21 protein-coding genes are annotated in these 24,881 nt (G+C 64.8%); 8 read left to right on the forward strand and 13 right to left on the reverse strand.

Going from position 1 to position 24,881, the window contains the following annotated elements:
- Positions 1-3 precede the first annotated feature (3 nt).
- The 6 genes from DDF70_RS03100 to DDF70_RS03125 all read right to left on the reverse strand — a co-directional run bounded on the left by DDF70_RS03100 (position 4) and on the right by DDF70_RS03125 (position 7,337).
- On the reverse strand, positions 4-948 hold the full coding sequence (locus tag DDF70_RS03100; protein WP_114943407.1) for an alpha-E domain-containing protein: 945 nt from the start codon (positions 946-948) through the stop codon (positions 4-6).
- A 15-nt stretch (positions 949-963) separates the two neighbouring features.
- Entirely contained in the window at positions 964-2,361 is a 1,398-nt protein-coding gene (locus DDF70_RS03105; protein ID WP_114943626.1) for a circularly permuted type 2 ATP-grasp protein, read from the reverse strand.
- A 193-nt stretch (positions 2,362-2,554) separates the two neighbouring features.
- Entirely contained in the window at positions 2,555-3,559 is a 1,005-nt protein-coding gene (locus tag DDF70_RS03110; RefSeq protein WP_114943408.1) for an esterase-like activity of phytase family protein, read from the reverse strand.
- Positions 3,556-5,454: a cobaltochelatase subunit CobT gene (gene cobT / locus DDF70_RS03115; protein WP_114943409.1), complete on the reverse strand. Its 1,899-nt coding sequence runs from the start codon at positions 5,452-5,454 to the stop codon at positions 3,556-3,558. The genes DDF70_RS03110 and cobT overlap by 4 nt, the downstream gene beginning before the upstream one ends.
- A 146-nt stretch (positions 5,455-5,600) precedes the next feature.
- On the reverse strand, positions 5,601-6,590 hold the full coding sequence (gene cobS / locus DDF70_RS03120; protein WP_114943410.1) for a cobaltochelatase subunit CobS: 990 nt from the start codon (positions 6,588-6,590) through the stop codon (positions 5,601-5,603).
- A 117-nt stretch (positions 6,591-6,707) separates the two neighbouring features.
- A complete protein-coding gene (locus DDF70_RS03125; protein WP_114943411.1) occupies positions 6,708-7,337 on the reverse strand; it encodes a J domain-containing protein in 630 nt (209 codons plus the stop codon).
- 90 nt (positions 7,338-7,427) lie between these two features.
- Here DDF70_RS03125 and DDF70_RS03130 point away from each other — a divergent pair, with 90 nt between their 5' ends.
- Positions 7,428-7,694, forward strand: coding sequence for a BolA family protein (locus DDF70_RS03130; RefSeq protein WP_114943412.1), 267 nt, complete (start codon positions 7,428-7,430; stop codon positions 7,692-7,694).
- Positions 7,695-7,862: 168 nt separating this feature from the next.
- On the opposite strand, the gene DDF70_RS03135 is transcribed toward DDF70_RS03130, so the two are convergent.
- Positions 7,863-9,029 carry an acetyl-CoA acetyltransferase gene (locus tag DDF70_RS03135; protein WP_114943627.1) on the reverse strand — a complete coding sequence of 389 codons (1,167 nt, stop codon included), beginning with the start codon at positions 9,027-9,029 and terminating at the stop codon, positions 7,863-7,865.
- Positions 9,030-9,187: 158 nt separating this feature from the next.
- Between DDF70_RS03135 and DDF70_RS03140 the strand changes: the two genes are divergently transcribed.
- Positions 9,188-9,766 carry an LOG family protein gene (locus DDF70_RS03140; protein WP_114943628.1) on the forward strand — a complete coding sequence of 193 codons (579 nt, stop codon included), beginning with the start codon at positions 9,188-9,190 and terminating at the stop codon, positions 9,764-9,766.
- 7 nt (positions 9,767-9,773) lie between these two features.
- Here DDF70_RS03140 and DDF70_RS03145 read toward each other — a convergent pair whose 3' ends face one another.
- Both DDF70_RS03145 and DDF70_RS03150 read right to left on the reverse strand, forming a co-directional pair.
- Positions 9,774-10,928, reverse strand: coding sequence for a 2OG-Fe(II) oxygenase (locus DDF70_RS03145; protein ID WP_114943413.1), 1,155 nt, complete (start codon positions 10,926-10,928; stop codon positions 9,774-9,776).
- A gap of 72 nt (positions 10,929-11,000) precedes the next feature.
- Positions 11,001-11,903 carry an EamA family transporter gene (locus tag DDF70_RS03150; protein ID WP_114943414.1) on the reverse strand — a complete coding sequence of 301 codons (903 nt, stop codon included), beginning with the start codon at positions 11,901-11,903 and terminating at the stop codon, positions 11,001-11,003.
- 191 nt (positions 11,904-12,094) lie between these two features.
- Here DDF70_RS03150 and DDF70_RS03155 point away from each other — a divergent pair, with 191 nt between their 5' ends.
- The 4 genes from DDF70_RS03155 (at position 12,095) to DDF70_RS03170 (ending at position 16,762) form a co-directional block, all read left to right on the forward strand.
- Positions 12,095-13,423 (forward strand): D-alanyl-D-alanine carboxypeptidase family protein, encoded by a 1,329-nt coding sequence (locus DDF70_RS03155; RefSeq protein WP_114943629.1) that lies wholly within the window; start codon positions 12,095-12,097, stop codon positions 13,421-13,423.
- Positions 13,424-13,542: 119 nt separating this feature from the next.
- On the forward strand, positions 13,543-14,493 hold the full coding sequence (locus tag DDF70_RS03160) for a DMT family transporter (protein ID WP_114943415.1): 951 nt from the start codon (positions 13,543-13,545) through the stop codon (positions 14,491-14,493).
- A gap of 60 nt (positions 14,494-14,553) precedes the next feature.
- Complete coding sequence (locus DDF70_RS03165) at positions 14,554-15,690, forward strand: CobW family GTP-binding protein (protein WP_114943416.1); 1,137 nt, start codon at positions 14,554-14,556, stop codon at positions 15,688-15,690.
- A gap of 76 nt (positions 15,691-15,766) precedes the next feature.
- Positions 15,767-16,762 (forward strand): hypothetical protein, encoded by a 996-nt coding sequence (locus tag DDF70_RS03170; RefSeq protein WP_114943417.1) that lies wholly within the window; start codon positions 15,767-15,769, stop codon positions 16,760-16,762.
- A gap of 19 nt (positions 16,763-16,781) precedes the next feature.
- Here the strand turns inward: DDF70_RS03170 and DDF70_RS03175 are convergent, their stop codons facing one another.
- From DDF70_RS03175 to DDF70_RS03185, 3 genes are all read right to left on the reverse strand, one after another.
- Positions 16,782-17,549, reverse strand: a complete 768-nt coding sequence (locus DDF70_RS03175; RefSeq protein WP_114943418.1) for an ABC transporter permease — start codon at positions 17,547-17,549, stop codon at positions 16,782-16,784.
- Between the two features lie 5 nt (positions 17,550-17,554).
- Entirely contained in the window at positions 17,555-18,346 is a 792-nt protein-coding gene (locus tag DDF70_RS03180; protein ID WP_425374046.1) for an ABC transporter ATP-binding protein, read from the reverse strand.
- Between the two features lie 158 nt (positions 18,347-18,504).
- The gene (locus DDF70_RS03185; protein ID WP_114943419.1) at positions 18,505-19,617 is read right to left on the reverse strand and encodes an ABC transporter substrate-binding protein; all 1,113 of its coding nucleotides are present in this window, start codon (positions 19,615-19,617) and stop codon (positions 18,505-18,507) included.
- 309 nt (positions 19,618-19,926) lie between these two features.
- Here DDF70_RS03185 and DDF70_RS03190 point away from each other — a divergent pair, with 309 nt between their 5' ends.
- Positions 19,927-20,934, forward strand: coding sequence for a TerC family protein (locus tag DDF70_RS03190; protein ID WP_114943420.1), 1,008 nt, complete (start codon positions 19,927-19,929; stop codon positions 20,932-20,934).
- Between the two features lie 153 nt (positions 20,935-21,087).
- Here DDF70_RS03190 and DDF70_RS03195 read toward each other — a convergent pair whose 3' ends face one another.
- Positions 21,088-21,549 (reverse strand): Lrp/AsnC ligand binding domain-containing protein, encoded by a 462-nt coding sequence (locus DDF70_RS03195; protein ID WP_114943421.1) that lies wholly within the window; start codon positions 21,547-21,549, stop codon positions 21,088-21,090.
- 113 nt (positions 21,550-21,662) lie between these two features.
- Between DDF70_RS03195 and putA the strand changes: the two genes are divergently transcribed.
- Positions 21,663-24,761: a bifunctional proline dehydrogenase/L-glutamate gamma-semialdehyde dehydrogenase PutA gene (gene putA, locus DDF70_RS03200; RefSeq protein WP_114943422.1), complete on the forward strand. Its 3,099-nt coding sequence runs from the start codon at positions 21,663-21,665 to the stop codon at positions 24,759-24,761.
- The last annotated feature ends 120 nt before the right edge of the window (positions 24,762-24,881 follow it).

A 24,881-nucleotide genomic window follows, 5' to 3' on the forward strand; every position in this document is an offset into this window, starting at 1 on the left:
GGGTCAGCCGAGATACTGGTTCGTGATGGCCTGCCCGAGCCTGTTGTTCTCGGCAAGAAAGTCCTGCAGGAACTCGTGCAGGCCGTGCTGAAAGATATCCTCGATGTTCTGGTTCGCGAGGCGCGCATGGGTCGCCCTCGCCTGACGCTGCGCCGCGCCTGACGTTCCGTAACGGTGGGAGATGTCGTCGAGGTGACGCGACAGGAACGCGTAGCAGGCAGCGAGCGAGCGCGGCATCTCCTCGCGCAGGATGAGCAGGTCCGCAACGAGCCAGGGCCGCAGGTTCTGGTGATAGACCCATTGATAGCTCACCAGCGCCGAGACCGAGCGCAGGATGGCGGCCCATTGGTAATAATCGATGCCACCGCCCACCGCCGCGTCCTGCGGCAGGAGCACGTGATACTTCACGTCCAGAACGCGCGCGGTGTTGTCGGCGCGCTCGATATAGACGCCGAGCCGCGAGAACCAATAGGCGTCGTTGCGCAGCATGGTGCGCATGGCGGAGCCGTCGTAGCGCAGCGAGGCTTCCTTCACGAGGTTCAGGAAACGGGGAAGATCCTCGACATTGATCTTCTTCGACCGGTAGCGGCGCAGATCCAGCCAGGCGGAGTTGATCGCCTCCCACATCTCGGAGGTCAGCGCGGACCGCACGGAGCGGGCATTCTGCCGCGCCGTATCGAAGCTGCTCTGAATGCTCGACGGATTGGCCTCCGAGAAGGCCAGGAACTCGATCACGTTCTCGGGCGTCGCATCCCCGTGGACGGCACGGAACTGATCGATGCCGCCAGCCGTGATGAGGGCCGATTCCCATTCGTTGGTCTCGACGCCGTTATACGAGATCGGCATCGACGCCATGCGATAGGCGACATCGAGAATGCGCGCCGTGTTCTCGGCCCGCTCCACGTAGCGGGAGAGCCAATAGAGGCTGTCGGCATCACGACTCAGCACGCGAAACGCTCCCGCTCATTCACTCAGCACCCAGGTGTCCTTGGTCCCGCCGCCCTGGCTCGAATTGACCACGAGCGAGCCCTCCGTCAGCGCCACGCGGGTGAGCCCGCCAGGCACGAGCCTGACGCCGTCGCGACCCGTCAGGACGAAGGGACGAAGATCCACGTGGCGGGGCGCCAGCCCCTTCTCGGTGAAGATCGGGCTCGTCGAGAGAGCGAGGGTCGGCTGGGCGATGTAATTGTCGGGATTGGCGAGAATCCGGGCCTTGAAATGCTCGCGCGCCTGCGCGCTCGCATGCGGCCCCACCAGCATGCCGTAGCCGCCCGAGCCGTTGACCTCCTTCACGACGAGTTCGTGGAGGTTGTCGAGCACGTAGGACAGCGCCTCCTGCTCGCGGCAGCGCCAGGTCGGCACGTTCTTCAGGATCGGCTCCTCGCCCATGTAGAAACGCACGATGTCGGGCACGTAGGAGTACATGGCCTTGTCGTCGGCAACGCCCGTTCCGGGCGCATTGGCGATGGCGACGTTCCCCGCGCGATAAGCCGCGATTAGGCCCGGCACGCCCAGGGCGGAATCGGGACGGAACACCAGCGGGTCGAGAAAGTCGTCGTCGATGCGGCTGTAGATCACGTCGACGCGCTTCGGCCCCTCGGTGGTGCGCATGTAGACCATGTCGTCGCGCACGAAGAGATCGCGCCCCTCGACCAGTTCCACGCCCATGCGGTCGGCCAGGAAGCTGTGCTCGTAATAGGCGGAATTCAGCGAACCGGGGGTGAGGAGAACGACGGTTGGGTCCCATGGACTCGACGCCGGAGCGACGGATTTGAGAGTGCCCAGAAGTTCGTCGACATAGTTCTCGATCGGTCGGATGCGCTGCATGCCCACGAGCTCGGGAAAGAGGCGCATCATCACCTCCCGGTTCTCCAGCATGTAGGAGACGCCGGAGGGCGTGCGCAGATTGTCCTCGAGCACGTAGAAATCCTGGTCGTCGACCCGGACGATGTCGATCCCCGCCACCTGCACGTAGATGTCGCTGTTCAGGGACAGCCCGTGCATCTGCGGGCGGTAATAGGGATTGAGATAGACGAGCTCCGGCGGAACGATCCCGGCGCGCAGGATCTCCCGCGGCCCGTAGATGTCCTTCAGGAAGAGGTTGAGCGCCTTCACACGCTGTTCGAGGCCCTGCGAGAGCCGCTTCCATTCCTTGCCGGACAGGATGCGCGGGATGATGTCGAAGGGGATCAGCCGCTCTTCGGCTTCCGTGTTGCCGTAGACCGCGAAGGTGATGCCGACCCTGCGGAAGAAGAGCTCCGCCTCTTCACGGCGATATTCCAGCAATTGCGGAGGGGCGGATTTCAGCCAGTCCTGAAGAATGCGGTAGGCATCCCGGCTTTCACCGTCATGGCCGCTCATTTCATCGAAGATCGCCCGTGCCGCCACTGCGTCTCCTTGGCCTCTCAAGGCGGACACCCGGCGCAAAGATTGGCATCGGGCCCGCATGAAGGAAGCTTAGTTGCCTAAAACCTAGGGCTTCAAGCGAGACGAAGGGATAGAGGCAGGCAAAGAATGATGAGAAAAAAGGCGAATGCCTATGCGTAAGGCAGCGTCAGCCGAGAAGGGAGAATTCGAGCAGCACGGTTTTTTGCAGAGAGCTGAAGTTGTCGTCGGAGATCAGGGACAGAACGGTGTCACGGCCTTCCCTATGGATCGCCAACCCCTCCATATTGTCGACCTGATGCGAGGCTTCGCTCTCGTAGAGAACGTCGCCGTCGACACGGGCTCCTGCCTTCAGCGCGCCCGCCTCGATGCGGCGGAGGCGGCAGCCGAAAAAGCCGAAGAGCGAGAAGCGGCGCTCCAGGATCAGGGCATCGCCGTCGGGCAGGAAAGCGAGATCCGTCACCGAATAGCCGCCGGAGAGAGCGACCTCGAAGGCGCCCTGCCGCGGGCCCGTCAGGATGAAGCCGCTGCCGCCTTCCGCGATTCCCACGAGCGCTCCGTTCAACGGCGAATGCCGGGGAGCGACGCCAAGGGCCTCCAGGCCGCCGTTGCTCGGCAGATCCTTCACCGCCTGCGGGACGGGAATGGGAGCGCCCCGGATGATGCTGCCGGTTTCCGTGCGCTCGAACTTGATCACTGCATGGTTGCGCTCGACGCCGACATAGGCGGCGTTGCCTGCGAGCGCGAAGCTCTCCGTGTCGTAGTAGCGCGAACGCCGCAACGGAACCCCGTTGCTCAGGATCAGCGGAGACAAAACCGGGTTCGACAGGCCCGAGAGCCGTCCGTCCGATGTCTCGACCCGGGCTTTCAGCACCTGGGCGTTGTCGGCAAGCGCAATGAGGTCCTGTCCCTCGGGCGAGCGCCAGAGGCCGGAGAAGCCGCCGAAGGCCGGGACCCGCGAGCGCAGCTCGACCCCGGAGCGGAACATCAGGGCGCCGAAGCGGGAGCGATCGGGATCGGTCGTGGAGAGGCGGCTGATCGGGCGCGCCTCCACGTCGATGGAGGTCGCGCCCCTGAGGGCCTGCGGCCGCTGCGCCAGAGCGACGCCCGTACAGGCCAGGGTCGCGGCGGCCGCACCGCCGCCGATCAGGAAGTTGCGCCGTGTCAGCCTCAAGCGACGGCCCTGCGGCGGGGTGCGCCGCGGGACGGGGGCGCGGCATTCTCCTCGAACAGCTCCGCCAGTTTTTCGGTCATGACGCCGCCGAGTTCCTCCGCATCGACGATGGTCACCGCACGGCGGTAATAGCGCGTCACGTCGTGGCCGATGCCGATGGCGATGAGCTCCACGGGAGAGCGGGTTTCGATCTCCTCGATGATGAAGCGCAGATGCCGCTCGAGATAGTTGCCGGGATTGACCGACAGGGTCGAGTCGTCCACCGGTGCACCGTCCGAGATCACCATCAGGATGCGCCGCTGCTCGGGACGGCCGAGCAGGCGCTTGTGCGCCCAGTCGAGTGCCTCGCCGTCGATGTTCTCCTTGAGCAGGCCCTCGCGCATCATCAGGCCCAGGTTCTTGCGCGCGCGGCGCCAGGGCGCATCCGCCGACTTGTAGATGATGTGGCGCAGATCGTTGAGGCGGCCGGGATTGGCAGGCTTGCCGTTCTGCAGCCACATCTCGCGGGACTGCCCGCCCTTCCAGGCGCGCGTGGTGAAGCCGAGAATCTCGACCTTCACGCCGCAGCGCTCGAGCGTGCGGGCGAGAATGTCCGCGCAGGTGGCAGCAACCGTGATCGGGCGCCCGCGCATGGAGCCGGAATTGTCGAGGAGCAGCGTCACCACCGTGTCGCGGAAGTTCGTGTCCTGCTCCTGCTTGAAGCTGAGGGGCTGGAACGGATCCATGATGATGCGCGGCAGGCGCACGGGATCGAGGGTACCCTCTTCGAGGTCGAATTCCCAGGATCGGTTCTGCTGCGCCATCAGGCGGCGCTGAAGACGGTTCGCCAGACGTCCGACCACGCCCTGCAGATGAGCGAGCTGCTTGTCGAGATAGGCGCGAAGGCGCGTCAGCTCGTCCGCATCGCAGAGATCCTCCGCGTGGATCACCTCGTCGAACTTGTTGGTATAAGCCTTGTAGTCGGGTCCCCGAGCCTCGTTGGAGCGCGAGGGCGGACGCCAGGATTCGCCTGCATCCTCCGAGTCCGCTTCCTCGGATTCCTCGGGCATCTCGCCGGAAGGACAATCGGCCTCTTCCGTCGCGCCGTCCTCCATCTCGTCGCTCGAATCCTCGCTGGTTTCCACCTCGGCCCGGTCGCCCTGGCTCTCCTGCTCGGATTCGCCCTCGCCCTGCTGCTCCTGCTCCTCGGATTCGTTCTCGTCCTCGTCCTCCTCGTCCTCGGAATCGAGGGCCGCCTCGTCGGCCATGTCAAGGGAGGAGAGCATGTCGCGGATGTTGCGGGCGAAGCTGCGCTGGTTCTCGATGTTCTTGAGCAGACCGTCGAGATCGTGCCCGGCGCGATCTTCGATGAAATCGCGCCAGAGATCGACGATCTTGGCGGCCGATGCGGGAGGCTTCGCGCCGGTCAGGCGCTCGCGCACCATGAGGGCGAGCGCATCCTCGAGCGGCGCATCGGCCCGATCGGTGATCTCCTCGTATTTTCCGCCGCGATGGTAGCGGTCCTCCAGCATGGCAGAGATGTTGGACGAGATGCCGGCCATGCGCCGCGAGCCGATGGATTCCACGCGCGCCTGCTCGACCGCGTCGAACACCGCACGGGCGGCCTGGCCCTCGGGGGCGAGCTTCCGGTGGAGGGTTGTGTCGTGGCAGGCCAGCCGCAGCGCCATGGCGTCGGCATTGCCGCGCAGGATCGCCACGTCCTGGGAGGTCAGCCGCCGGGGCGGCTCCGGCAGGCGCGCCTTGTCCTGCCCCATGAGGACCGGACGGTCGGACGCATAGGCGACCTCGAGGTCGGGCTTGCGGGCGATCGCCTTCATGGTGCCGGCGATGGAGCGCTTCAGCGGCTCCGCCGGCGCTTCCTTCTTCTCACCCGGCTTGCGGTTCGAGATGGACATTTTTGCTTGTCGCTTCCGATAAGCCCTCATCCTGAGGAGGCCATAGGCCGTCTCGAAGGACGAGGGCGTTTCCAGAGAACTCTGGACCCGGCATCCTCGTCCTTCGAGACGCTACGCTCCTCAGGATGAGGATGCCTGATCGTTAATTAGCTCAGCACCATATTCACGGCGCTCTCCGGCAGCTCCTTGCCGAAGGAGCGCTGATAGAACTCGGCCACGAGGGTGCGCTCGAGCTCGTCGCACTTGTTGAGGAACGTCACGCGGAAGGCGAAGCCGGTATCGCCGAAGATCTCGGCGTTCTCGGCCCAGGTGATCACCGTGCGCGGGCTCATGACGGTCGAGAGATCGCCGTTCATGAAGGCCGAGCGGGTGAGGTCGGCCACGCGCACCATCTTGTTGACGATGTCCCGGCCGGACGCGTCCTCCTGGTAGTGCTTCGCCTTGGAGAGGACGATGTCCACCTCCTTGTCGTGCGGCAGGTAGTTGAGCGTCGTGACGATGGACCAGCGGTCCATCTGGCCCTGGTTGATCTGCTGCGTGCCGTGATAGAGGCCCGAGGTGTCACCCAGACCCACCGTGTTGGCGGTGGCGAAGAGGCGGAAGGCCGGATGAGGACGGATCACGCGCTTCTGGTCCAGCAGGGTGAGCTTGCCCGACTGCTCCAGCACGCGCTGGATCACGAACATCACGTCCGGGCGGCCGGCATCGTATTCGTCGAACACGAGGGCCACGTTGTTCTGCAGGGCCCAGGGGAGAATTCCGTCCTGGAAGGCGGTGACCTGCTTGCCTTCCTGGAGCACGATGGCGTCCTTGCCGACGAGGTCGATACGCGACACGTGGCTGTCCAGGTTCACGCGCACGCAGGGCCAGTTGAGGCGGGCCGCCACCTGCTCGATATGGGTCGACTTGCCGGTGCCGTGATAGCCCGTGATCATGACGCGGCGGTTGCGCGCGAAGCCGGCCAGGATGGCAAGCGTCGTATCCCGGTCGAAGAGGTAATCGGGATCAAGATCGGGCACGTGCTGCTCGGCCTGGGAAAAGGCCGGAACTTCCAGATCCGAGTCGATCCCGAAGACCTGTCGCACGGACACCTTCATGTCAGGCAGAAGGGTCGCTGTCTCGGATTGTGCCGTCATAGGGGCCTCTCGGTCTTTGAAGTTTGTCTCGAAAACGTCATGGGCTTCTTAACCTCCATGACGGAATGGCGCAATTTCCTAATGCGCTTGGCTGCCTTGCCTAAAAGGATACCGCTTTCAGCACAGGCCGGCGCTCTTGAGGGCATCGTGCGCCTTGATGATGTCGCGCAGGCGCTCCTCGAAGGATCGATCTCCCCCGTTGGCATCCGGATGGAAGCGCTTCACCAGGGACTTGTACTGGGCCTTGATGGCGGGCCCGTCGGCGGTCTCGTCGAGCCCGAGGATGTCGAGCGCCCGACGCACTGCACCGCTGTAGCGCGGACGCTTGGGCTCGGGCCGGGCCCGGCTGGTGCGGGCCTGGGTGAAATCCTCGCCCTTGAGAATCCCGAGGGGATCGAAATAGCCCCAGTCGCGCGGCTCGGCCTTGGCCTCGCGCTCCTCGCCCTGGCCGGACGCATTCATGCCCATGGTCCAGGTCGGGCGGTGGCCGATGATGGAATCCTTCTGGAAGGCCGCGACGGCCGAATCCGACATGCCGGCGAAATAATTGTACGAGGCGTTGTACTCGCGCACGTGCTGGAGGCAGAAGCGCCAATACTGGCCCTCCCGGTCCCGCCCCTTGGGCGCGCGGAATTCTCCTGCCGCCTTGCAGGACGGATGTTCGCAGACGGGTCCCTTGGCCTCCTGCGGCTCTTCGCAGGAAGGCTTGATCCGGATGCGGTCGAAAAGAGGCGAGTTGAGATCCATGATTCAGTGATTATGAGTGGCTTGGGGCCTTGAGCCAAGGCCTGAACGCTTTTCGCCGCAGACCCGTTCAAAAAGGTTTTACAAATCAGCATGACCCTTCAGCACTGGATCACACAGACTTTGCAGGAAAACCTGCAGCCGACCGACCTGACCGTCATCGACGAATCAGAAAAGCATCACGGCCATGCCGGGTGGCGGGAAGGCGGGGAAACTCATTTCCAGGTTTATATCGTGTCGGAAGCCTTCTCCGGCAAGAGCCGGGTCGAGCGTCACAGGCTCGTGAACGAAGTTCTGAAAGGCGCCTTCGACAGGGGTCTGCACGCCCTGGCGATTCAGGCCAAGGCGCCGGGGGAATAGGCGAAAACCGCCGGATCCGTCATGGCCGGGCTCGTCCCGGCCATCCCGATACGGTGAAGCGCTGTGCCTTTCCGATCGGGATCACCGGCACGAGGCCGGTGATGACGTGGAGGGTGTTAAAAACCGATCGACGACTCGGCACCGAGACGGCGAAGCCGTACGGCATCGTCACTTGATCCGCTCGAGCACGCTCACGTAATTCGCCACGGCCGCGCTGCCCATATTGAAGATGCCGCCGAGGGTCGGGTTCTTCACCTGGATGCCGCCCGCCTCCTCGCAGAGCTGCATGGCGGAGAGCGCGTGCATGGACACGCCGGTCGCCCCGATGGGGTGGCCCTTGGCCTTCAGGCCGCCGGAAGGGTTCACCGGCAGCTTGCCGTCCCGGTTCGTCCAGCCTTCCTTGACGGCAATCGCGCCCTGTCCGGGCGCCGTCAGGCCCATGGCCTCGTACTCGATCAGTTCCGCGATGGTGAAGCAGTCATGGGTCTCGACAAAGGAGAGATCGGTGATCTGAATACCGGCCTGCGACAGGGCCCGCCGCCAGGCTTCCGCGCAGCCCTCAAACTGGACGATGTCGCGCTTCGACATGGGCAGGAAATCCTGCGCATGGGCCGTCGCCCGGAAGGCCACCGCGCGCTTCATCCGCAGCGCCGTCTCGGTGTCGGCGAGGACCAGGGCGGCGGCGCCGTCGGAGACGAGCGAGCAATCGGTGCGCTTCAAGGGACCGGCGACGTATGGGTTCTTCTCGCTCTCCGCGCGGCAGAACTCGAAGCCGAGATCCTTGCGCATCTGCGCATAGGGATTGTCGACGCCGTTCCTGTGGTTCTTGGCGGCAATCAGGGCAAGCGCATCGGACTGGTCGCCGTAGCGCTGGAAATAGGCTCCTGCGATCTTGCCGAACACGCCGGCGAACCCGCCCGGCGTGCCGCCGTCCTCCGGCAGGTAGGAGGCCTTGAGCAGGATATTGCCGATCTCCGGCCCCGGCGTCTTCGTCATCTGTTCCACGCCGACCACGAGCACAGTCTTGGCCCGCTTGGCCTCGATGGTCTTGATCGCCTGATGCACGGCGGCGGAACCGGTCGCGCAGGCATTCTCGACCCGGGTCGCCGGCTTGAAGCGGAACCGGTCGCTGGCCTGGAACACCAGGGAGGCGGTGAAATCCTGGGCCGAGAAGCCGCCGTTGAAATGGCCGAGCACCACCTCGTCCACATCCTCGGGCCCAAGGCCCGCATGGTCCAGCGCCTCGTTGGCGACGCGGACGATCAGGCTTTCGACCGACTCGGTGTCGAGCTTGCCGAAGGGGGTATGGGCCCAGCCGACGATGCAGGCAGTCATGGATGTCTCCTCGGGGATCGTGTTGTTGAAGACAAGGTGGCCCTCTTTGGAGCCTTCCACAAGTCGCACATTCGACGCTCGGGTCCGCATCAGGGCCTTGAGCCCGTCCCGTTCCTGTCGTTCATCGATGGATGACGCGAATCAAGAAGGGAAACTCCATGCGCCTGTGTGTCTTCTGCGGATCCAGCAGCGGCCAGGATCCGGTTTATCTCGCAGCGGCGCAGTCGCTCGGCGAGACCTTGGCAGTCCAGGGAATCGAGCTGGTCTATGGCGGCGCCTCGGTGGGTCTCATGGGCGCGGTCGCCGATGCGGCGCTCGAAAAGGGCGGCCATGTGATCGGCGTGATGCCGCAGGCGCTGGTGGACAAGGAGATCGCCCATCGCTCTTTAAGCGATCTACGGGTGGTGGGCTCCATGCACGAGCGCAAGGCCCTGATGGCGGAGCTCTCCGACGGCTTCATCGCCCTGCCCGGGGGCTTAGGCACCTTCGAGGAATTGTTCGAGGTCTGGACCTGGGCGCAGCTTGGCTACCACCGCAAGCCCTGCGCGCTCCTGAATGCGGGCGGCTTCTACGACAAGCTGACCGATTTTCTGGACGACGTGGTCGAGCGCGGTTTCGTGAAGCCGATCCACCGGGCGATGCTGATCGTCGAGCGGGAGCCTGCCGCCCTCATCGCGGCGGTCCGCGCCTACGAACCGCCGAAGGTCGACAAGTGGATCAAGGCGGGCGAGCGCTGATCCGCATTCAAGCTCTGTAGGCGCTCACGCCCTCGCCGAGACGGGCGTTGTTGGCCTCCCGGATCTTGGCCGCCTCATCGTCATAGAGAAAGGGCAGGAAGGCGAAGCGGCGTCCTTTGGTCACGCGCGACACGGCATGGAGCAGCGGGCACGAGAACACCACGGCACCGCCCGGGGGAGCCTTGTAGCTGCGCGACCCGTATTCCGGGAAGCTGACTTCGCCGCCCTCGAAATCGCCGTTGAGGTTGATCGAGACCGCGAAGCGGCGATGGGCCGTGCCGCTCGTCGTGTTGTCGCGATGCGCGCGGAAGTGCCCGCCGTCCTCCGCCGCGTAGCAGGACACGATGTAGCGCTCCATCCTGGTCGGCTTGAAGAAGTGCACCCGCTCGATCTCCGGATTGATGCGACGGACGATGCGGTGCTGCACCTGCCGCATCAGGTTCTCATCCTCGATCGTGTAGTCCTTGCGCCGTTTGTGGCTTGCGTCATGGATGGCGATGGTCTTGCCGTCGACCTCGCGCATGAAGCCCGATTCCTCGCCGCCATGCCGTTCGTAGAGGCCGATCAGGTGCTTGCAGAACTCGGGCTCGAATACGTCCGGAATGACGAGCACGGGGGCCGGGATCTCGAACCCGGCAAACTGGTCTACCGGCGGCAGCGCGCGCAGGTAAGCCATGACCTTCTCTCGGTCGCTGCCGTCCTGTTCGAACGGGAAGACGGCGCGCACGCGTAAGGTCGGATTGAGCACCATCCAGAAGCGGCGGATCGGGATGCCCGACTGCCCCGGCGCCGTGTTGCGCGGAAGAGCCCCGTAGAGGCGCCCGACAGCACCGTCGAAGTCCCAGAAATGACGAATGCCGGGGATGATCTGCTTGGCCCGCGCCTCCGTGTCGTCCGACGGATCGACGCTCACGCCGAAGATCGCGACCTTGTCGTCGTCGAACAGGTCCCGGTGCTCTTCCTGGAACGAGGCCAGAGTCGCTTGGCCGGCTTCGTCCGAACCCGTCCCGTAGAAACACAGGACGATGTAGCGTCCGGCGACCGTATCGAAGCTGAACTGCGGATTGCTGGACGAGTTCTGCTTGAACCAGGGCGCCGGATCTCCGACCTGGAGGATGCGATAGGCCGGTTGAACGTTCTCGGATACAGCGGCATCGGTCATGGGAGACAGGTCCGAACAAAGTTTCAAGTTATGTAATTTTGTTCGTTAACATGCCGGTGCCGCAGCGACAAGCTAACGTTGCGCAAGGAGCAGCAAACCCACGCCCGCGAGGATCAGCAGCATTCCGGCCAGCTCCCGCCGGGTCGTCGCCTGCGCCAGGAAGCGATGGGACACGGCCTGCGCCATCAGGACTTCGACGAGAGCGAGCGTCCGCACATTGGCGGCGGTCGTGAGCGCGAAGCCGATGAACCAGAACTGGGAGGCCAGCGCTCCCAGGAACCCCGCTCCCAGGGAGGGACGCCAGGCGGCAAAGCTCGCCATGAGGGCCTTGCGGTCGAAGATCCCGAGCCAGATCAGGAGGATGGCCGTCTGCAGGCCCAGACCCCAGACAAGAGTCGTGGAGGCCCGGATCAGCGGGGAGCCCTGGTCGAGCGACAGGATGGCGCCGCGAAAGCCAATGGCTGCCAGGGCGAAGAAGGCCCCGGACGCGAGGCCGAAGAGAACGGGCTTCGCGCCCGAGGACGTGAGGCTCGTGCCCGGCTTCACGGACATGAGCACAACACCCGAGGTTGCGACCACGATGGCCAGCCCCATGGCCGGCGTCAGATGATCCCCCAGGAGAACCAGCCCGAACAGGGCCACCTGGACCGGCTCGGTCTTGGTGTAGGCCGTGACGACCGAGAAGGCGCGCTCGCGCATGGCGGCCAGCATGAGGGCGGTGGCGAGGATCTGGGTCGTGGCACCGGCGAGGGCGTAAGCCAGGAAGTTCGCATTGGGCCCTGGAACAACCTCTCCGGTCACGAGGTTCACAACGACCAGCGCCAAGAGGGCGAATGGAAATCCGTAGAGGAAGCGAACCTGGGTCGCGCCCACGGTTCCGATGGTCTCGGTCAGGCGCCGCTGCGTCGCATTGCGCCCGGTCTGCGCCGCCGCAGCCGCCAAGGTCACCGGTATCCAGAGAAGGGATGTATTCATATCGATCTTCAAACCGCGCTGCTCTTGCCACTCTCTTGACACGAATTTTGTTAAGAAGGGCGGTATAAACCGTCAAAAAACCGGCCAACCTAGCCAAGGTTGAGGTTTGGCCCTACAAATGGCCCAGCTGACAGGCGGGGCCTCATCGAGATCCTCTCCTATCGTTGGACGAAGCCAAGGAGTCGTTCCGCATGAACGTTAGCCGTGCCCTCCGCGCGACAGCCTTTGCCCTTGCCGCCCTGCTCAGCGGCTCGGCGCTGGCGGCCGGCGGCCCTGCTCTTGTCGTTGAACTCGAATCGGGCCGCGTCCTGCACGCGGAGCGGGCGACCGACCCCTGGTTTCCGGCGTCGATCACCAAGCTGATGACGGCCTATGTCGCCCTCGACAAGGTGCGCTCCGGCCAGATGAGCATGGAGACGCTGCTCACCGTCACCGACGGCGCCGCCGCCCTGCCTCCGTCCAAGATGGGCTTCAAGCCCGGCACCCAGATCCGCCTCGACAACGCCCTCAAGATCATGATGGTGAAGTCCGCGAACGACATCGCCGCGACCATCGCGGAGAATATCGGCGGCTCGATCGACGGCTTTGCGGATCTGATGAACGCCCACGCCCAGCGCCTCGGCATGGTCAGCAGTCATTTCGTCAATCCGCACGGCCTGCCCGACGATCGCAATCAGACCTCGGCCCGCGACATGGCGGTTCTGGCCCGGGCGCTGCTGCTCGAATTTCCGCAGGACAGGGAGCTGTTCGACATCGGGGCGGTGCAGTTCGGCCGGCGCATCATGCGCAACACGAACGGTCTCATCGGCCGCTATCCCGGCGCAGACGGCATGAAGACCGGCTTCATCTGCTCGGCCGGCTTCAACGTGGTGGCGAGCGCCACGCGCAACGGCCGCCATCTCATCACGGTGGTGCTCGGCGCCCAATCGGCCAACGAGCGCACGATCAAGGCGGCAGAGCTGTTCGACCGCGGCTTTAGCAGCAAGGTGAACTTCACCAATCCGGAGCTCGCGGCCCTCCCGGTTTCCAGCAATACCACCCCTCCGGACATGCGCCCCGTCATCTGCGACCGCCGTGGGCCGATGCCGCAGGAAGAGGACGCTCCGGCCGTCGCCGACACGGACAGCAACATCCCGAACCTGTTCTCCTCCGAGGTCATGGCTTTCGCAGGCGACACGCCCGAGAAGCCGACACGCACCGTGCTCGGCCCTCGCGCGGCGGTTCAGCCGGAACGCGTCTGGATCGGTCTCAATCCTCCGTCCGAGGCCGAGCTCGCCGCCCAGGCCGCCGCGGAAGACGCCGCCGAGCAGGCCCGCAAGGCAAAGACCAAGAAGGTTACCGCTTCCAAGAAGGCTACCGACAAGGAACCCGTGAAGGCTACGGCAAAGGGCAAGGACCAATCGCGGACCAGTGTCTCGGTCAAGCCCGTCACCGGCAACGGCAAGTCCGATTCGAAACCCGCCGCGAAGGCTCCCCAGAAAGCCGATGCCGGGGCGAAGTCTAAAGCCGTCGCGAACTGATCCGCGAGACGACCATCCCTCTGCAACGCCCGGTCATCGACCGGGCGTTTTGCTTGGTCCCTTGCTTTCGCGACCGATCCGCGCGAACGGTGCGGTGTCCTGAATAGTCCGCGTGCCTGATGACCCGCTCCTCCTCCCCCGCCGACGGTCTCCTCTTCGCCCTCGCCTCGGCCAGCCTCTACGGCTTCAACATCGTCTATGCCCGTATGGCGTCCTTTGCCGGAGCCAGCGGCTCGGCGATCGTGGTCTATCGGGTTCTCCTGATGCTGGTGCTGGTGGGCATAGTGGCGGCTGTCGCAAGAAGCTCGCTCGCCATGGCGCGGGAGGAGCGGGGAAAGCTGCTCCTCCTCGGCATTTCCAGCGCCTTGCAGGGCATCGGCTATCTGTCCTCCGTCGCCTTCATTCCAGTGACGGTCGCGGCGGTCGTCTTCTACACCTATCCGATCATCATCGTCCTCGCGAGCCCCCTCGTGGAGAGGACGCCGCTGACGCCGTCCCTGGTCGGGATCGTCGCCGTCGCGACCCTCGGCGTCTGTCTGGTGGTGGGACCTGCCTTCTCCGATCTCGACTGGCGCGGCTTGGCCCTCGCCTTCGGCGCCAGCATCGCCACGGCCATCCAGTTCTTCGCCGCAGCGCGCTGCACGAGGACGAGCGTGGTGGCGAAGGTGTTCTGGATTCAGCTGATCATCCTGCCCACCGCAATCCTCATCAGCCTCACCGTCGGACAATTGGCGCCGCCATCGATCCTGGCACTGGCTCCCTTCGCGGTCACGATGACGATCGTCGGCTACATCGGTGGGTTCGTCCTGCAGTTCCTGGCGCTCGGCCGCGTCACGGCGGTGGCGGCCGGGATCGTCTTCTGCGCCGAGCCGGTGATAGCGGCCCTGTCCTCGGCCCTTATCCTTAACGAAAGCCTGTCACCGCTGCAAATCGCCGGCGGGGCCCTTGTGTTGGCCGCCATCATGGCCAACGTTCTCTTGGAGCAACGACGCCTGAAGGGCGCTCCGGCGCGTCGAACGCAAAAATGGAAACCGGTCTTACGTGAAAAGATGCGGGAAACAGAAACTTGAACAGCGGACGTGAATGCGAATTCACGCCCGATGCTTTAGTGCCGATTGCGGATTGATACGATGACGACCATGACCCCTCCCCCGCCGATCCCGCTCACCATTCTCACCGGCTTCCTGGGCTCCGGGAAAACGACGCTGCTCAACCGGCTCCTGAAGGATGCAGCCCTGCGCGACACCGTGGTCATCATGAACGAGTTCGGCGAGATCGGTCTCGATCACCTGCTGGTGGAGACCGTCGACGAAGGCATGGTGCTGCTCTCCGCCGGATGCCTCTGCTGCACGGTGCGCGGCGACCTCATCGCGACGCTCGAGGATCTCCTGCGCAAGCGCGACAATAACCGCATCCTGCCGTTCAAGCGCGTGATCATCGAGACAACGGGCCTCGCCGACCCCGCGCCGATCCTTCATGCGGTGCTTTACCACCCTTATCTCTCGATGCGCTACGCGGTGGAGGGCGTGGTGACGGTGGTCGATGCGCTCAACGGAGCCGCTACCCTGGACGCCCATCGGGAAGCCGTGAAGCAGGCTGCCGTTGCCGAGCGGATCGTCATCACGAAGACCGATCTCGTCGAAGATAAGGGGAGCCTCGACCGGCTGCGCGAGCGGCTGCACCGGCTCAATCCCGGCGCCGCTCTCCTGGAAGCGGATGCGCCGGCCGAGGCGGTCATCTCGGGCGGCCTCTTCGGCCTCGACGGCAAGATCGCCGACGTGGCCCAATGGCTGAAGACGGAGGCCGTGGAGGAGGCGGAGCGCAAGAGCCACGCCCATCAGCACGGCCATCACGACCATCACGGCCACGATCATCACCATCATCACGACGTGAACCGGCACGACGAGAAGATCCGCGCCTTCTGCCTCACGAGCGATGAGCCGATCCGACAGGGCACGCTCGACATGTTCCTGGACCTGTTGCGCTCGTCCCAAGGCGCGAAGCTGCTGCGCGTGAAAGGGCTCGTGGCCCTGGCCGAGGACCCCGAGCACCCGGTCGTCATCCACGGCGTGCAGCATGTGGTCCATGTGCCTGCCGTGCTGCCGCGCTGGCCGAGCGATGATCGCCGCAGCCGCATCGTCTTCATCGTGGACGACCTGGAGCGCGACACGGTGGAAAAGCTCTGGAACGCCTTTCTCGGCCGGCCGGCCGTCGACGAGCCCGACGCGGCGGCGCTCTCCGACAATCCTTTGTCTCTCAGGCGCTGACGAACCTGCCGCAGACTCCGCCGGACAGATAGGTTATACCGGATCCATTCTGGTGATTCTGTAAGGCTTGTTTGCGATGCGGGTTTCGAAATTCCTCCGAGCCGTTCTTCTGTGCGGCACCGCCGTGGCCGTTCCGGCTCATGCAAAGCAGCCGCCGGGACCGCGCATCCTGAAGATCGACGTACGCGTCGAGGGCTCGGAAGGATGGCAGACCAAGGTCAGTTCCGAGAAGGGAACGATCTCGGAGCGCTTCTTCCTGGCGACCGTCCTGGAACCGAGCGACAGCCTCGATGCCATGAATCCCCTCGATCCGGATTCCATGCGCAAGGCGCAGGACAGCAGCGCCCGGCACATCGCCAACATGCAGAAGATTCAGGAGCGGAACAGGGCTCTGGCACCCACCGCGCCTCCGAACGCCGCCATGCAGCAGCAGGTCAACCAGGCGATCATGCAGGCCTATGCCAAGTGCAAGGGCGACGAAGCCTGCATCAAGGCCGCCGTGATGCAATCAAATCCCGGCCTGATGTCCCCGCCTCCCGGCGCTACCATGAGGCCCGGCGTGCCGGATGTTTCTGGGCCCCAGGAAGAGGAGAAGGCGGTCTATCGGCAATGGTTCGGCCTCGAAGGCTGTCCTGGCAAATTCAGGGCCACCCGCAACGACATCAGCCAAGGCTCCGTGTCGGACGTGGGCGCATCGAAGCCGTGGAACCATGAGATCAAGTTCGACATCGCACAGTCCAAGCCGTCGCTCTGCCTGTCCTACCCGATGTCGGTCGTGAACGAGGAAGCCGGGACGCTCTTCCTCCCGGGCTTCCTGTTTCCGGAGGCCGCCGCCATGCAGAAGAACGCTGGTAGCGTCAGCGCGACCGTTCCTGGCGAAATCGGCGCCTGGGTGGGCAAAGCTCTGAACGGGGCACCGATTGCCGGAACGAAGAGCGAGACGATTAACCTGACCCGACCGATCGTCGTTCTCCCGCTGGCGAACGCCTCCTACAAGGGCAGCGTCAAGATCACCCTGACCTGGAGCCTCACCGAAGCGCACAAGGCCGGTACGGCCCTGCCGGATAAATGAGAGCGGAAACGATCCGATCTCAAGCCGCCATCTGCGAGCGTTGCGCCCAGCCGGTCATGGAGCGTTCCACGTAAGCGGTGATCGCGTACATGACGACGCCGAGCACCGCGAGCACCACGAGGGCAGCCCAGACGAGCGGCACCTCGAAGGCTGCGGATGCGCGGGTGAGCAGGTTGCCGATGCCCACATTGGAAGCATTCTGCTCGCCGATGACGGAGCCCACATAGGCGAGCGTGATCGCGACCTTCAGCGAGCCGAAGAAATACGGCATGGCGCGGGGCACGCCGACCTTGAGCACGATGTCCCGCTTCGAGGCGCCGAGCGCGCGCAGCACGTCCTCCATTTCCGGCTCCACCGTGGAGATCCCGGTCGCCACGTTCACCACGATGGGAAAGAACGAGATCAGGAAGGCCGTCAGCACCGGCGGCACCCAGCCGACCCCGAACCAGAACACGAGGATCGGCACCACGGCCACCTTCGGGATCGAGTTGAAGCCCACGAGCAGCGGATAGGACCCCGCATTGATGAGCCGCGAGGAGCCGAGCACCATGCCGAGCAGCAGGCCGAAGCCGACCGCGAGGCCGAAGCCGGCCAGCGTCATCCAAAGGGTGTGCATGGCGTGGTAGGCGAGCTGGGTCCGATACTCCCACACGGCGAGAAGAATCGTGGAGGGCGCCGGCAGGATGAAGCTCGATACCTTCAGGACGCGGCAGACGATCTCCCACAGCAGGAAGAACCCGATGGTGAAGACCCAGGGAGCGAGGGCGAGCTGGTTCTTGGTTTTCATGAGCCTCAAGCCGCCTTGCGCGCCTGCGCGATATGCCCGCGCAATTCATGGACCAGAGCGGAGAATACCGGCGTGTAGGTGATCTCGAGATCGCGCGGCCGCGGGAACTCGACCTCCCGCTCGGCGACGATCCGGCCCGGCCGCGCGCTCATGCAGAAGATCCGGTCCGACGGGAACGCGGCCTCGCGCAGATCGTGGGTGACGAGAATGATCGTGACCTTCTGGGCCGCGTGGAGGTCGCGCATCACGCACCACAATTCCTCGCGGGTGAAGCTGTCGAGCGCGCCGAAGGGCTCGTCGAGCATCAGGAGCTTCGGCTCGTGGATCAGCGCGCGGCAGAGAGAAGCGCGCTGCTGCATTCCGCCGGAAAGCTGCCAGGGAAATTTATGTCCCTGCCCCTTGAGCCCGACCTGTTCCAGCAGGCTCTCGGCCCTGGCCACGTACTTCGTCTTGTGGCGGCGCAGCCGCGAGCGGTGCGGCTCCACGATCTCGAGCGGCAGGAGAATGTTGTCGAGGGTGGTGCGCCAGGGCAGCATGGTCGGGTTCTGGAAGGCCATGCCAGCCAGCTTGACAGGAGCTCCCACTTGCCTGCCATCGACGATGACGGTTCCCTCGCGTGGAAACTGCAGGCCGGTCGCGAGCTTCATGAGCGTGGACTTGCCGCAGCCCGAAGGGCCGACGATGGCAGCGAACTCGCCCTCGTTCACATTGAGATTGAGGTTCCTGACCGCGGGCAGGCCGTCCTCGGCCCTCGCATAGACATGGGTGACGTCGTGAATGTCGACAAAGGCCGGCAAAAGGCGCTCCGTGATGACATCCTGCCCTTGAGGGGGAGGATCGGCTCGAAGAGACGAGGTAGGATGGCAGCGCGACATTGGTTGATGTTTGCGCTTCTCACCTCACCCCGCTCGCTATGCTCGCGACCCTCCCCCTCAAGGGCAGGGCAAGAGAAGTCTCAGTTCACCTTGCGCTGGTCAGCCGCAGGCAGGAATTCCTCCGTGAATACGGCGCCGACTTCGGGCTTGGTCTTGTAGGTGAAGGTCAGGCCGATCTGGTCGAGGGCCCTGGCGAAGCGGTCCTTGTCGATGCCGCCGAAGCCTTTCTCCTTGACCCAAGGCGTGATCATGTTCTGCTCCAGCACCATCTTGAGGCGCTCGAGTTCCACGTCCTTCTTGGCCACGTCGTTGCGCTTGATCACCGAGTCCACCGCGCTCGACGGATCCTTCACCGTGTCCTGCACGCCCTTCATGATCGCGCGCAGCAGGCCCTTCACGGCCTCCGGCTTCTCCTGGGCGAATTTCTGCGAGACGATGATGGTGTTGCCGTACAGATCGACACCGTAATCGCTCATGAGCATCACGACGATGTCGTCCGCCGGCACGCCGCGGGACTTCAGGTTGATGTAGGACGACATGGAGAAGCCGAACACCGCATCGACCTCGCCCTGCGCCAGCATGGGCTCGCGGACCGGAAAGCCCACGTTCTCGAACTTCATGGTGGAATCGTCGATCTTGTTGACCGCCTTGAAGATAGGCCATTGCGCGTAGGCGCCGTCGGCCGCCGGAGCGCCGAACTTCTTACCCTGCAGGCTCGACACTTCCTTGGTGACGCCGCGGCTCTTGCGCCCGATGACGGCGAAGGGCGGACGGTCGTAGATCACCATCACGGCCTTGATGTCCGTGCCGGGATTCTCGTCGCGGAAGCGCACGAGAGAGTTCACGTCGCCGAAGCCCGCATCGTAGGTGCCGGAAGCCACGCGCGAGATCGGCTCGCGGGAGCCTGCCGCCGGGTCGATGGTCACGTCGAGCCCCTCGGCCTTGAAGTAGCCCTTGTCGATCGCAACGGCGAAGGGGGCGGCCGGCCCCTCCCAGCGCCAGTCCAGGGAGAACCGCACCGGGGTCTGAGCCTGGGCCGCGGCGGAGCCGAGGAGCACGGCCGCTCCGGCCAGCATCCCCCTGATCCACGTCGCCTTCGTCGCACGATCCGCAAACATTACCGTCACCTCTGCTTTTTTATGGTCGGGACCCTCGTGGCGCTCTTCCTGGACGCCTGCCCGGTTCTCGACCATGCAACCAGATCGCCCCCCGGGGTCAAGTCTCTTGCCCGGGCATCAATGCCCTTGGGGCAGGCATCTGACGGAAAATTGAGCAGTCGAGCCGGGGGCCCAGGGGTGTCGGGCGTGAATGTCTGTTCGTGAGCATCTTTTCACCCAAAACCGGTTCCCACTTTTGGGTCCGATGCTTTGAGACCCTTGACGGTCGCGGGCGGGCTTCCCACGTGACACCCATCGGCGACCGGGCCCCTCTGGCAGGACGTGCGCACACGACTGTGATGTCGGAGCCGATGCTTGTACGAAAAAGCAATCATAGGTCCGGTTATGCCAGAATTCCTTCTCGTGGAATGGCTGGGAAAGCCCGTCTGGATGTGGACGGCTTTCTTGAGCCTTGTCGTGTTTCTTCTCGCCTTCGATCTCGGTGTCCTGAACAGGAAGGACCGGGAACTCGGCGTGAAGGAGAGCCTTCTCCTGTCCGCCTTCTATATCGGCATCGCGGCGCTCTTCGGCGCCTATATCTGGTGGTCGTTCGAGACCGGCCTCCTGGTGACCCAGGACGGCAGCCATGCGGGTGTCGCCTACTTCACGGGCTTCTTCATCGAGAAGTCCCTGTCCATCGACAACGTCTTCGTGATCTCGCTGATCTTCAGCTATTTCGCGATCCCCCGGAAATACCAGTACCGGGCCCTGGTGTGGGGCATCATCGGCGTCATCGTCCTGCGCGGCATCATGATCGCCGTGGGTGCGGCCCTCGTGCAGGAATACGCCTGGATGCTCTATCTCTTCGGCGCGTTCCTCATCGTGACCGGGGTCAAGATGCTGCTCGTGCCCGAGAGCGAGCCGAACATCGACGACAACGCCATGGTGCGGTTCCTGCGCCGGCACATGCGGGTATCGGACCGGCTTCACGGACAGCACTTCTTCGTGCGGGAGCCTGATCCGAAGACGGGCCGGATCGTCACCTGGGCGACGCCGCTCTTCCTCGCCCTCGTGGTGATCAACGTGGCCGACCTGATCTTCGCGGTCGATTCGGTGCCGGCGATCTTCGCCATCACGACGGACACCTTCGTGGTCTACACCGCGAACATCATGGCGATCCTCGGCCTGCGGGCGCTCTACTTCGCCCTCGCAGCCATGGTGCACCGGTTCCACTACCTGAAATACGCTCTCGCCTTGGTGCTCGTCTTCATCGGCGGCAAGATCTTCTGGAACCAGCTCGTCGGCAAGCTCGACCCGACGATCTCGCTCGGCGTCACCTTCGCCCTGATCGCAGGCGGCGTCGTCTTCTCCCTCTGGAAGACGAAGAACGAGCCGGAGGCGATTTCCGAGTAAGGCAACTCCATCGTCGCCGACCTCGTATCGGCAACGATCCCCACCACGTCATGGCCGGGCTAGTCCCGGCCATCCCGATTTTATGAGGCTCAGCGCTTTTCCGATCGAGATCACCGGCACAAGGCCGGTGATGACATAAGAGAACGCGGCAAATCACACCGGCAGCATCCCGTCGCTCTTCACCTCCTCCATCACCGCATAGGTGCGCGTCTCCTTCACGCCCGGAAGCGCCAGGAGGATTTCGCCGAGGAAATGGCGATAGGCGGCCATGTCGGCGACGCGGGTCTTGACCAGATAATCGAAGCCGCCCGCCACCATGTGGCATTCGAGAACCTCGGGTGCCCGCTTCACGGCGGCGGCGAATTTCTCGAAAACGTCGGGCGTCGTCTTGTCGAGGGAGACCTCCACGAAGACCAGCAGTTCGAGCCCGAGCCGGTGCGGATCGAGTCTCGCGCCGTAGCCGGCGATGACGCCTTCGCGCTGCAGGCGCTTCACGCGTTCCCCCGTGGAGGTCGGCGACAGCCCCACCTTCTCGGCCAGCTCCACGGTGGCGATGCGGCCGTCCGCCTGGAGGGCCTTGAGGATCTTGCGATCGATCCGGTCCAAATCCGTCATTCTCACGGCTCTTTGAGTTTTCCGGCGTTGTTTCTAAGGCAATTCTGCCAATTTCGCCATCGAAACACGGCTCTCGGCCTCATATATTCCGGAAAACATCCAGAGGATTGTCCATGAGCCCTGCCCCCAGCGCCCCCCTGCCCTTCAACCCGCCCTTCGCAGAAGACGACAAGGCCCTCGCGACCCGCTTTCTTGCGAGCTCCCGCCTCTCGGCTGAGCGGGAGAAGCGCGTGGACGCACAGGCCACCCGCCTGATCGAGGCGATCCGTGCCAAGGGCGGCGGCCTCGGTGGCGTCGAGGAGATGCTGCGGGAATATGCGCTGTCCACCAAGGAGGGCCTCGCCCTCATGGTGCTCGCCGAGGCTCTGCTGCGGGTGCCGGATGCCGCCACCTCCGACCGGCTGATCGAGGACAAGCTGGGCCAAGCCGATTTCGCTGGCCACGAGGCGAAGTCCGATGCGTTTCTTGTCTCGGCCTCGGCCTGGGCGCTCGGCATCACGGCGCGGATCATCCAACCCGGCGAGACGCCGGAGAGCATCCTGGGCCAGCTCACCAAGCGCCTCGGCCTGCCGGCCGTGCGCACCGCCACCCGCCAGGCCATGCGGGTCATGGGCAACCATTTCGTGCTCGGCCAGACCATCGAGGAGGCGCTCAAGCGCGCCACTTCGTCCAAAGGCCGGATCTACCGCTATTCCTTCGACATGCTGGGCGAAGGCGCCCGCACGGCCGAGGATGCGCGCCGGTATTTCGAGTCCTACGCCTCCGCCATCGACGCCATCGGCCGCTCCGCCGGCAACGAGCCGCTGCCCAACCGCCCGGGCATCTCGGTGAAGCTCTCGGCCCTCCATCCGCGCTACGAGGCCACGAGCCGCGAACGGGTGATGCGCGAGCTGGTGCCGCTCGTGATCGAGCTGGCGCAAAAGGCCAAGTCCTACGATCTCAACTTCACCGTCGACGCGGAAGAGGCCGACCGGCTCGAACTCTCGCTCGAGGTGATCGAGGCCGTGCTGGCCGATCCGTCGCTGGCCGACTGGAAAGGTTTCGGCCTTGCCATCCAGGCCTATCAGAAGCGCGCCGGTTCGGTGGTCGATGCCATCGCGGCCATGGCCGAGAAGTACGACCGCCAGATGATGGTGCGCCTCGTGAAGGGCGCCTATTGGGACACGGAGGTGAAGCGGGCCCAGGAGCGCGGGCTCGACGATTACCCGGTCTTCACCCGCAAGGCGATGACGGACCTGCACTACATCGCCTGCGCCGAGAAGATGCTCGCCTTACGCCCGCACATCTATCCGCAATTCGCCACGCACAACGCGCTCACCGTCGCATCCATCATCGAGCGAGCCGGCGGCACGGAGGGCTACGAGTTCCAGCGCCTGCACGGCATGGGCGAGGCGCTCTATGCGCGCCTGCTCGAGGACAATCCGGGCCTGGCCTGCCGCGCCTACGCGCCGGTGGGCGGCCATCGCGACCTGCTGGCCTATCTCGTGCGGCGTCTGCTGGAGAACGGCGCGAATTCATCCTTCGTGTCGGTGGCGGCCGATCCGAACGTGCCGGTCGAGGCGCTGCTGAAGCGCCCCGCCGACATCATCGTGTCTGCCGACAAGCCGCGTCATCCCAAACTGCCCCTGCCGCGCGATCTCTATGGCCCTGAGCGTGCGAATTCGAGGGGCGTCGAGTTCGGCCATCGCGCCTCTCTCGATGCGTTCCTCGCCGAGATCGGGATGGGTCGGCAGCAGAACTTCAAGGCCGAGCCGCTGATCGACGGCAAGGCGGCGTCGGGCGCAACGCGTCCGGTCGTGAGCCCCATCGACGGCAGCACCGTGGTCGGCCAAGTGACGGAAGCCTCGCCGGAGGTGGCCGACCGTGCCATGGCGGCCGCGCAGGCCGGTTTCGCAGCCTGGAGCCGCACCGATGCGAAGACCCGCGGCAGGGCTCTCCAGCGCGCGGCCGATCTCCTGGAGGAGCGCCGCGGCGCCCTGGTTCACCTCCTGCAGGTGGAAGCGGGCAAGACCCTCGACGATGCCCTCTCCGAGGTGCGCGAGGCCGTGGATTTCCTGCGCTATTACGCCGTGCAGGGCCGCACGTTGTTCGGTGCGGGCGAGGCAATGCCCGGGCCGACGGGCGAGAGCAACGTGCTGCGCCTGCGCGGTCGCGGCGTGTTCGTGGCGATCTCTCCCTGGAACTTCCCGCTTGCCATCTTCCTCGGCCAGGTGAGCGCCGCCCTGATGGCGGGCAATGCCGTGGTGGCGAAGCCCGCCGAGCAGACGCCGCTGATCGCCGATTTCGCCGTGCGCATCCTGCATGAGGCGGGTGTGCCGAAGACGGCTCTTCATCTCATGCCCGGCGACGGACGCGTGGGTGCGCGTCTCGTGGAACACAGGGATGTCGCAGGCGTCGTCTTCACCGGCTCGACGGAGGTCGCCCGCACCATCAACCGCACGCTTGCGAGCAAGGACGCGGCCATCGTGCCGCTGATCGCCGAAACGGGCGGTATCAACGCGATGATCGTCGACGCCACCGCTCTGCCCGAGCAGGTCGCCGACGACGTGGTGATGTCCGCCTTCCGGTCGGCCGGCCAGCGCTGCTCGGCCCTTCGCCTGCTCTGCGTGCAGGACGACGTGGCCGACCGCATGATCGAGATGATTGCCGGCAACGCCCGCGAGCTGAAGATCGCGGACCCGCGCGAGGTCTCGACCCATGTGGGTCCGGTGATCGACCGCGAGGCGAAGGACAAGCTCGACGCGCATATCGAGGCGATGAAGCGCTCCGCGAAAGTGCACTATGCCGGTGAGGCTCCCGCGACCGGCACCTATGTGGCGCCACACATCTTCGAGCTGAATAAACCGCACGATCTCGCCCAGGAGGTGTTCGGTCCCGTGCTCCACGTGGTGCGTTACAAGGCGGAACGTCTGGAGGAGGTGCTGCGCGCCATCGAGGGCACCGGCTATGGCCTGACGCTGGGCGTCCATTCCCGCATCGATGCGACGGTCGAGCGGGTCGTGCAGGCCCTGGCGGTCGGCAACGTCTACGTGAACCGCAACATGATCGGCGCTGTGGTCGGCGTGCAGCCCTTCGGCGGACATGGACTATCGGGCACGGGTCCGAAAGCCGGTGGTCCGCATTACCTCCTGCGCTTCGCGACCGAGCAGACGGTGACGATCAACACGGCAGCCGCCGGCGGCAACGCCAACCTGATCGCCATGGGAGAGTGAGGCACGGACGGACTCCCGCTCGCGCGGGATAAGGTCGAGTCATACGTTGGCGTCCCCGCGACGTCATGGCCGGCCTTGTGCCGGCCATCTCGATACGGTGAGGCTCAGCGCTTCAGTCAA

The sequence above is a fragment of the Microvirga calopogonii genome, from assembly GCF_003347665.1.
Taxonomy (GTDB): Bacteria; Pseudomonadota; Alphaproteobacteria; order Rhizobiales; family Beijerinckiaceae; genus Microvirga; species Microvirga calopogonii.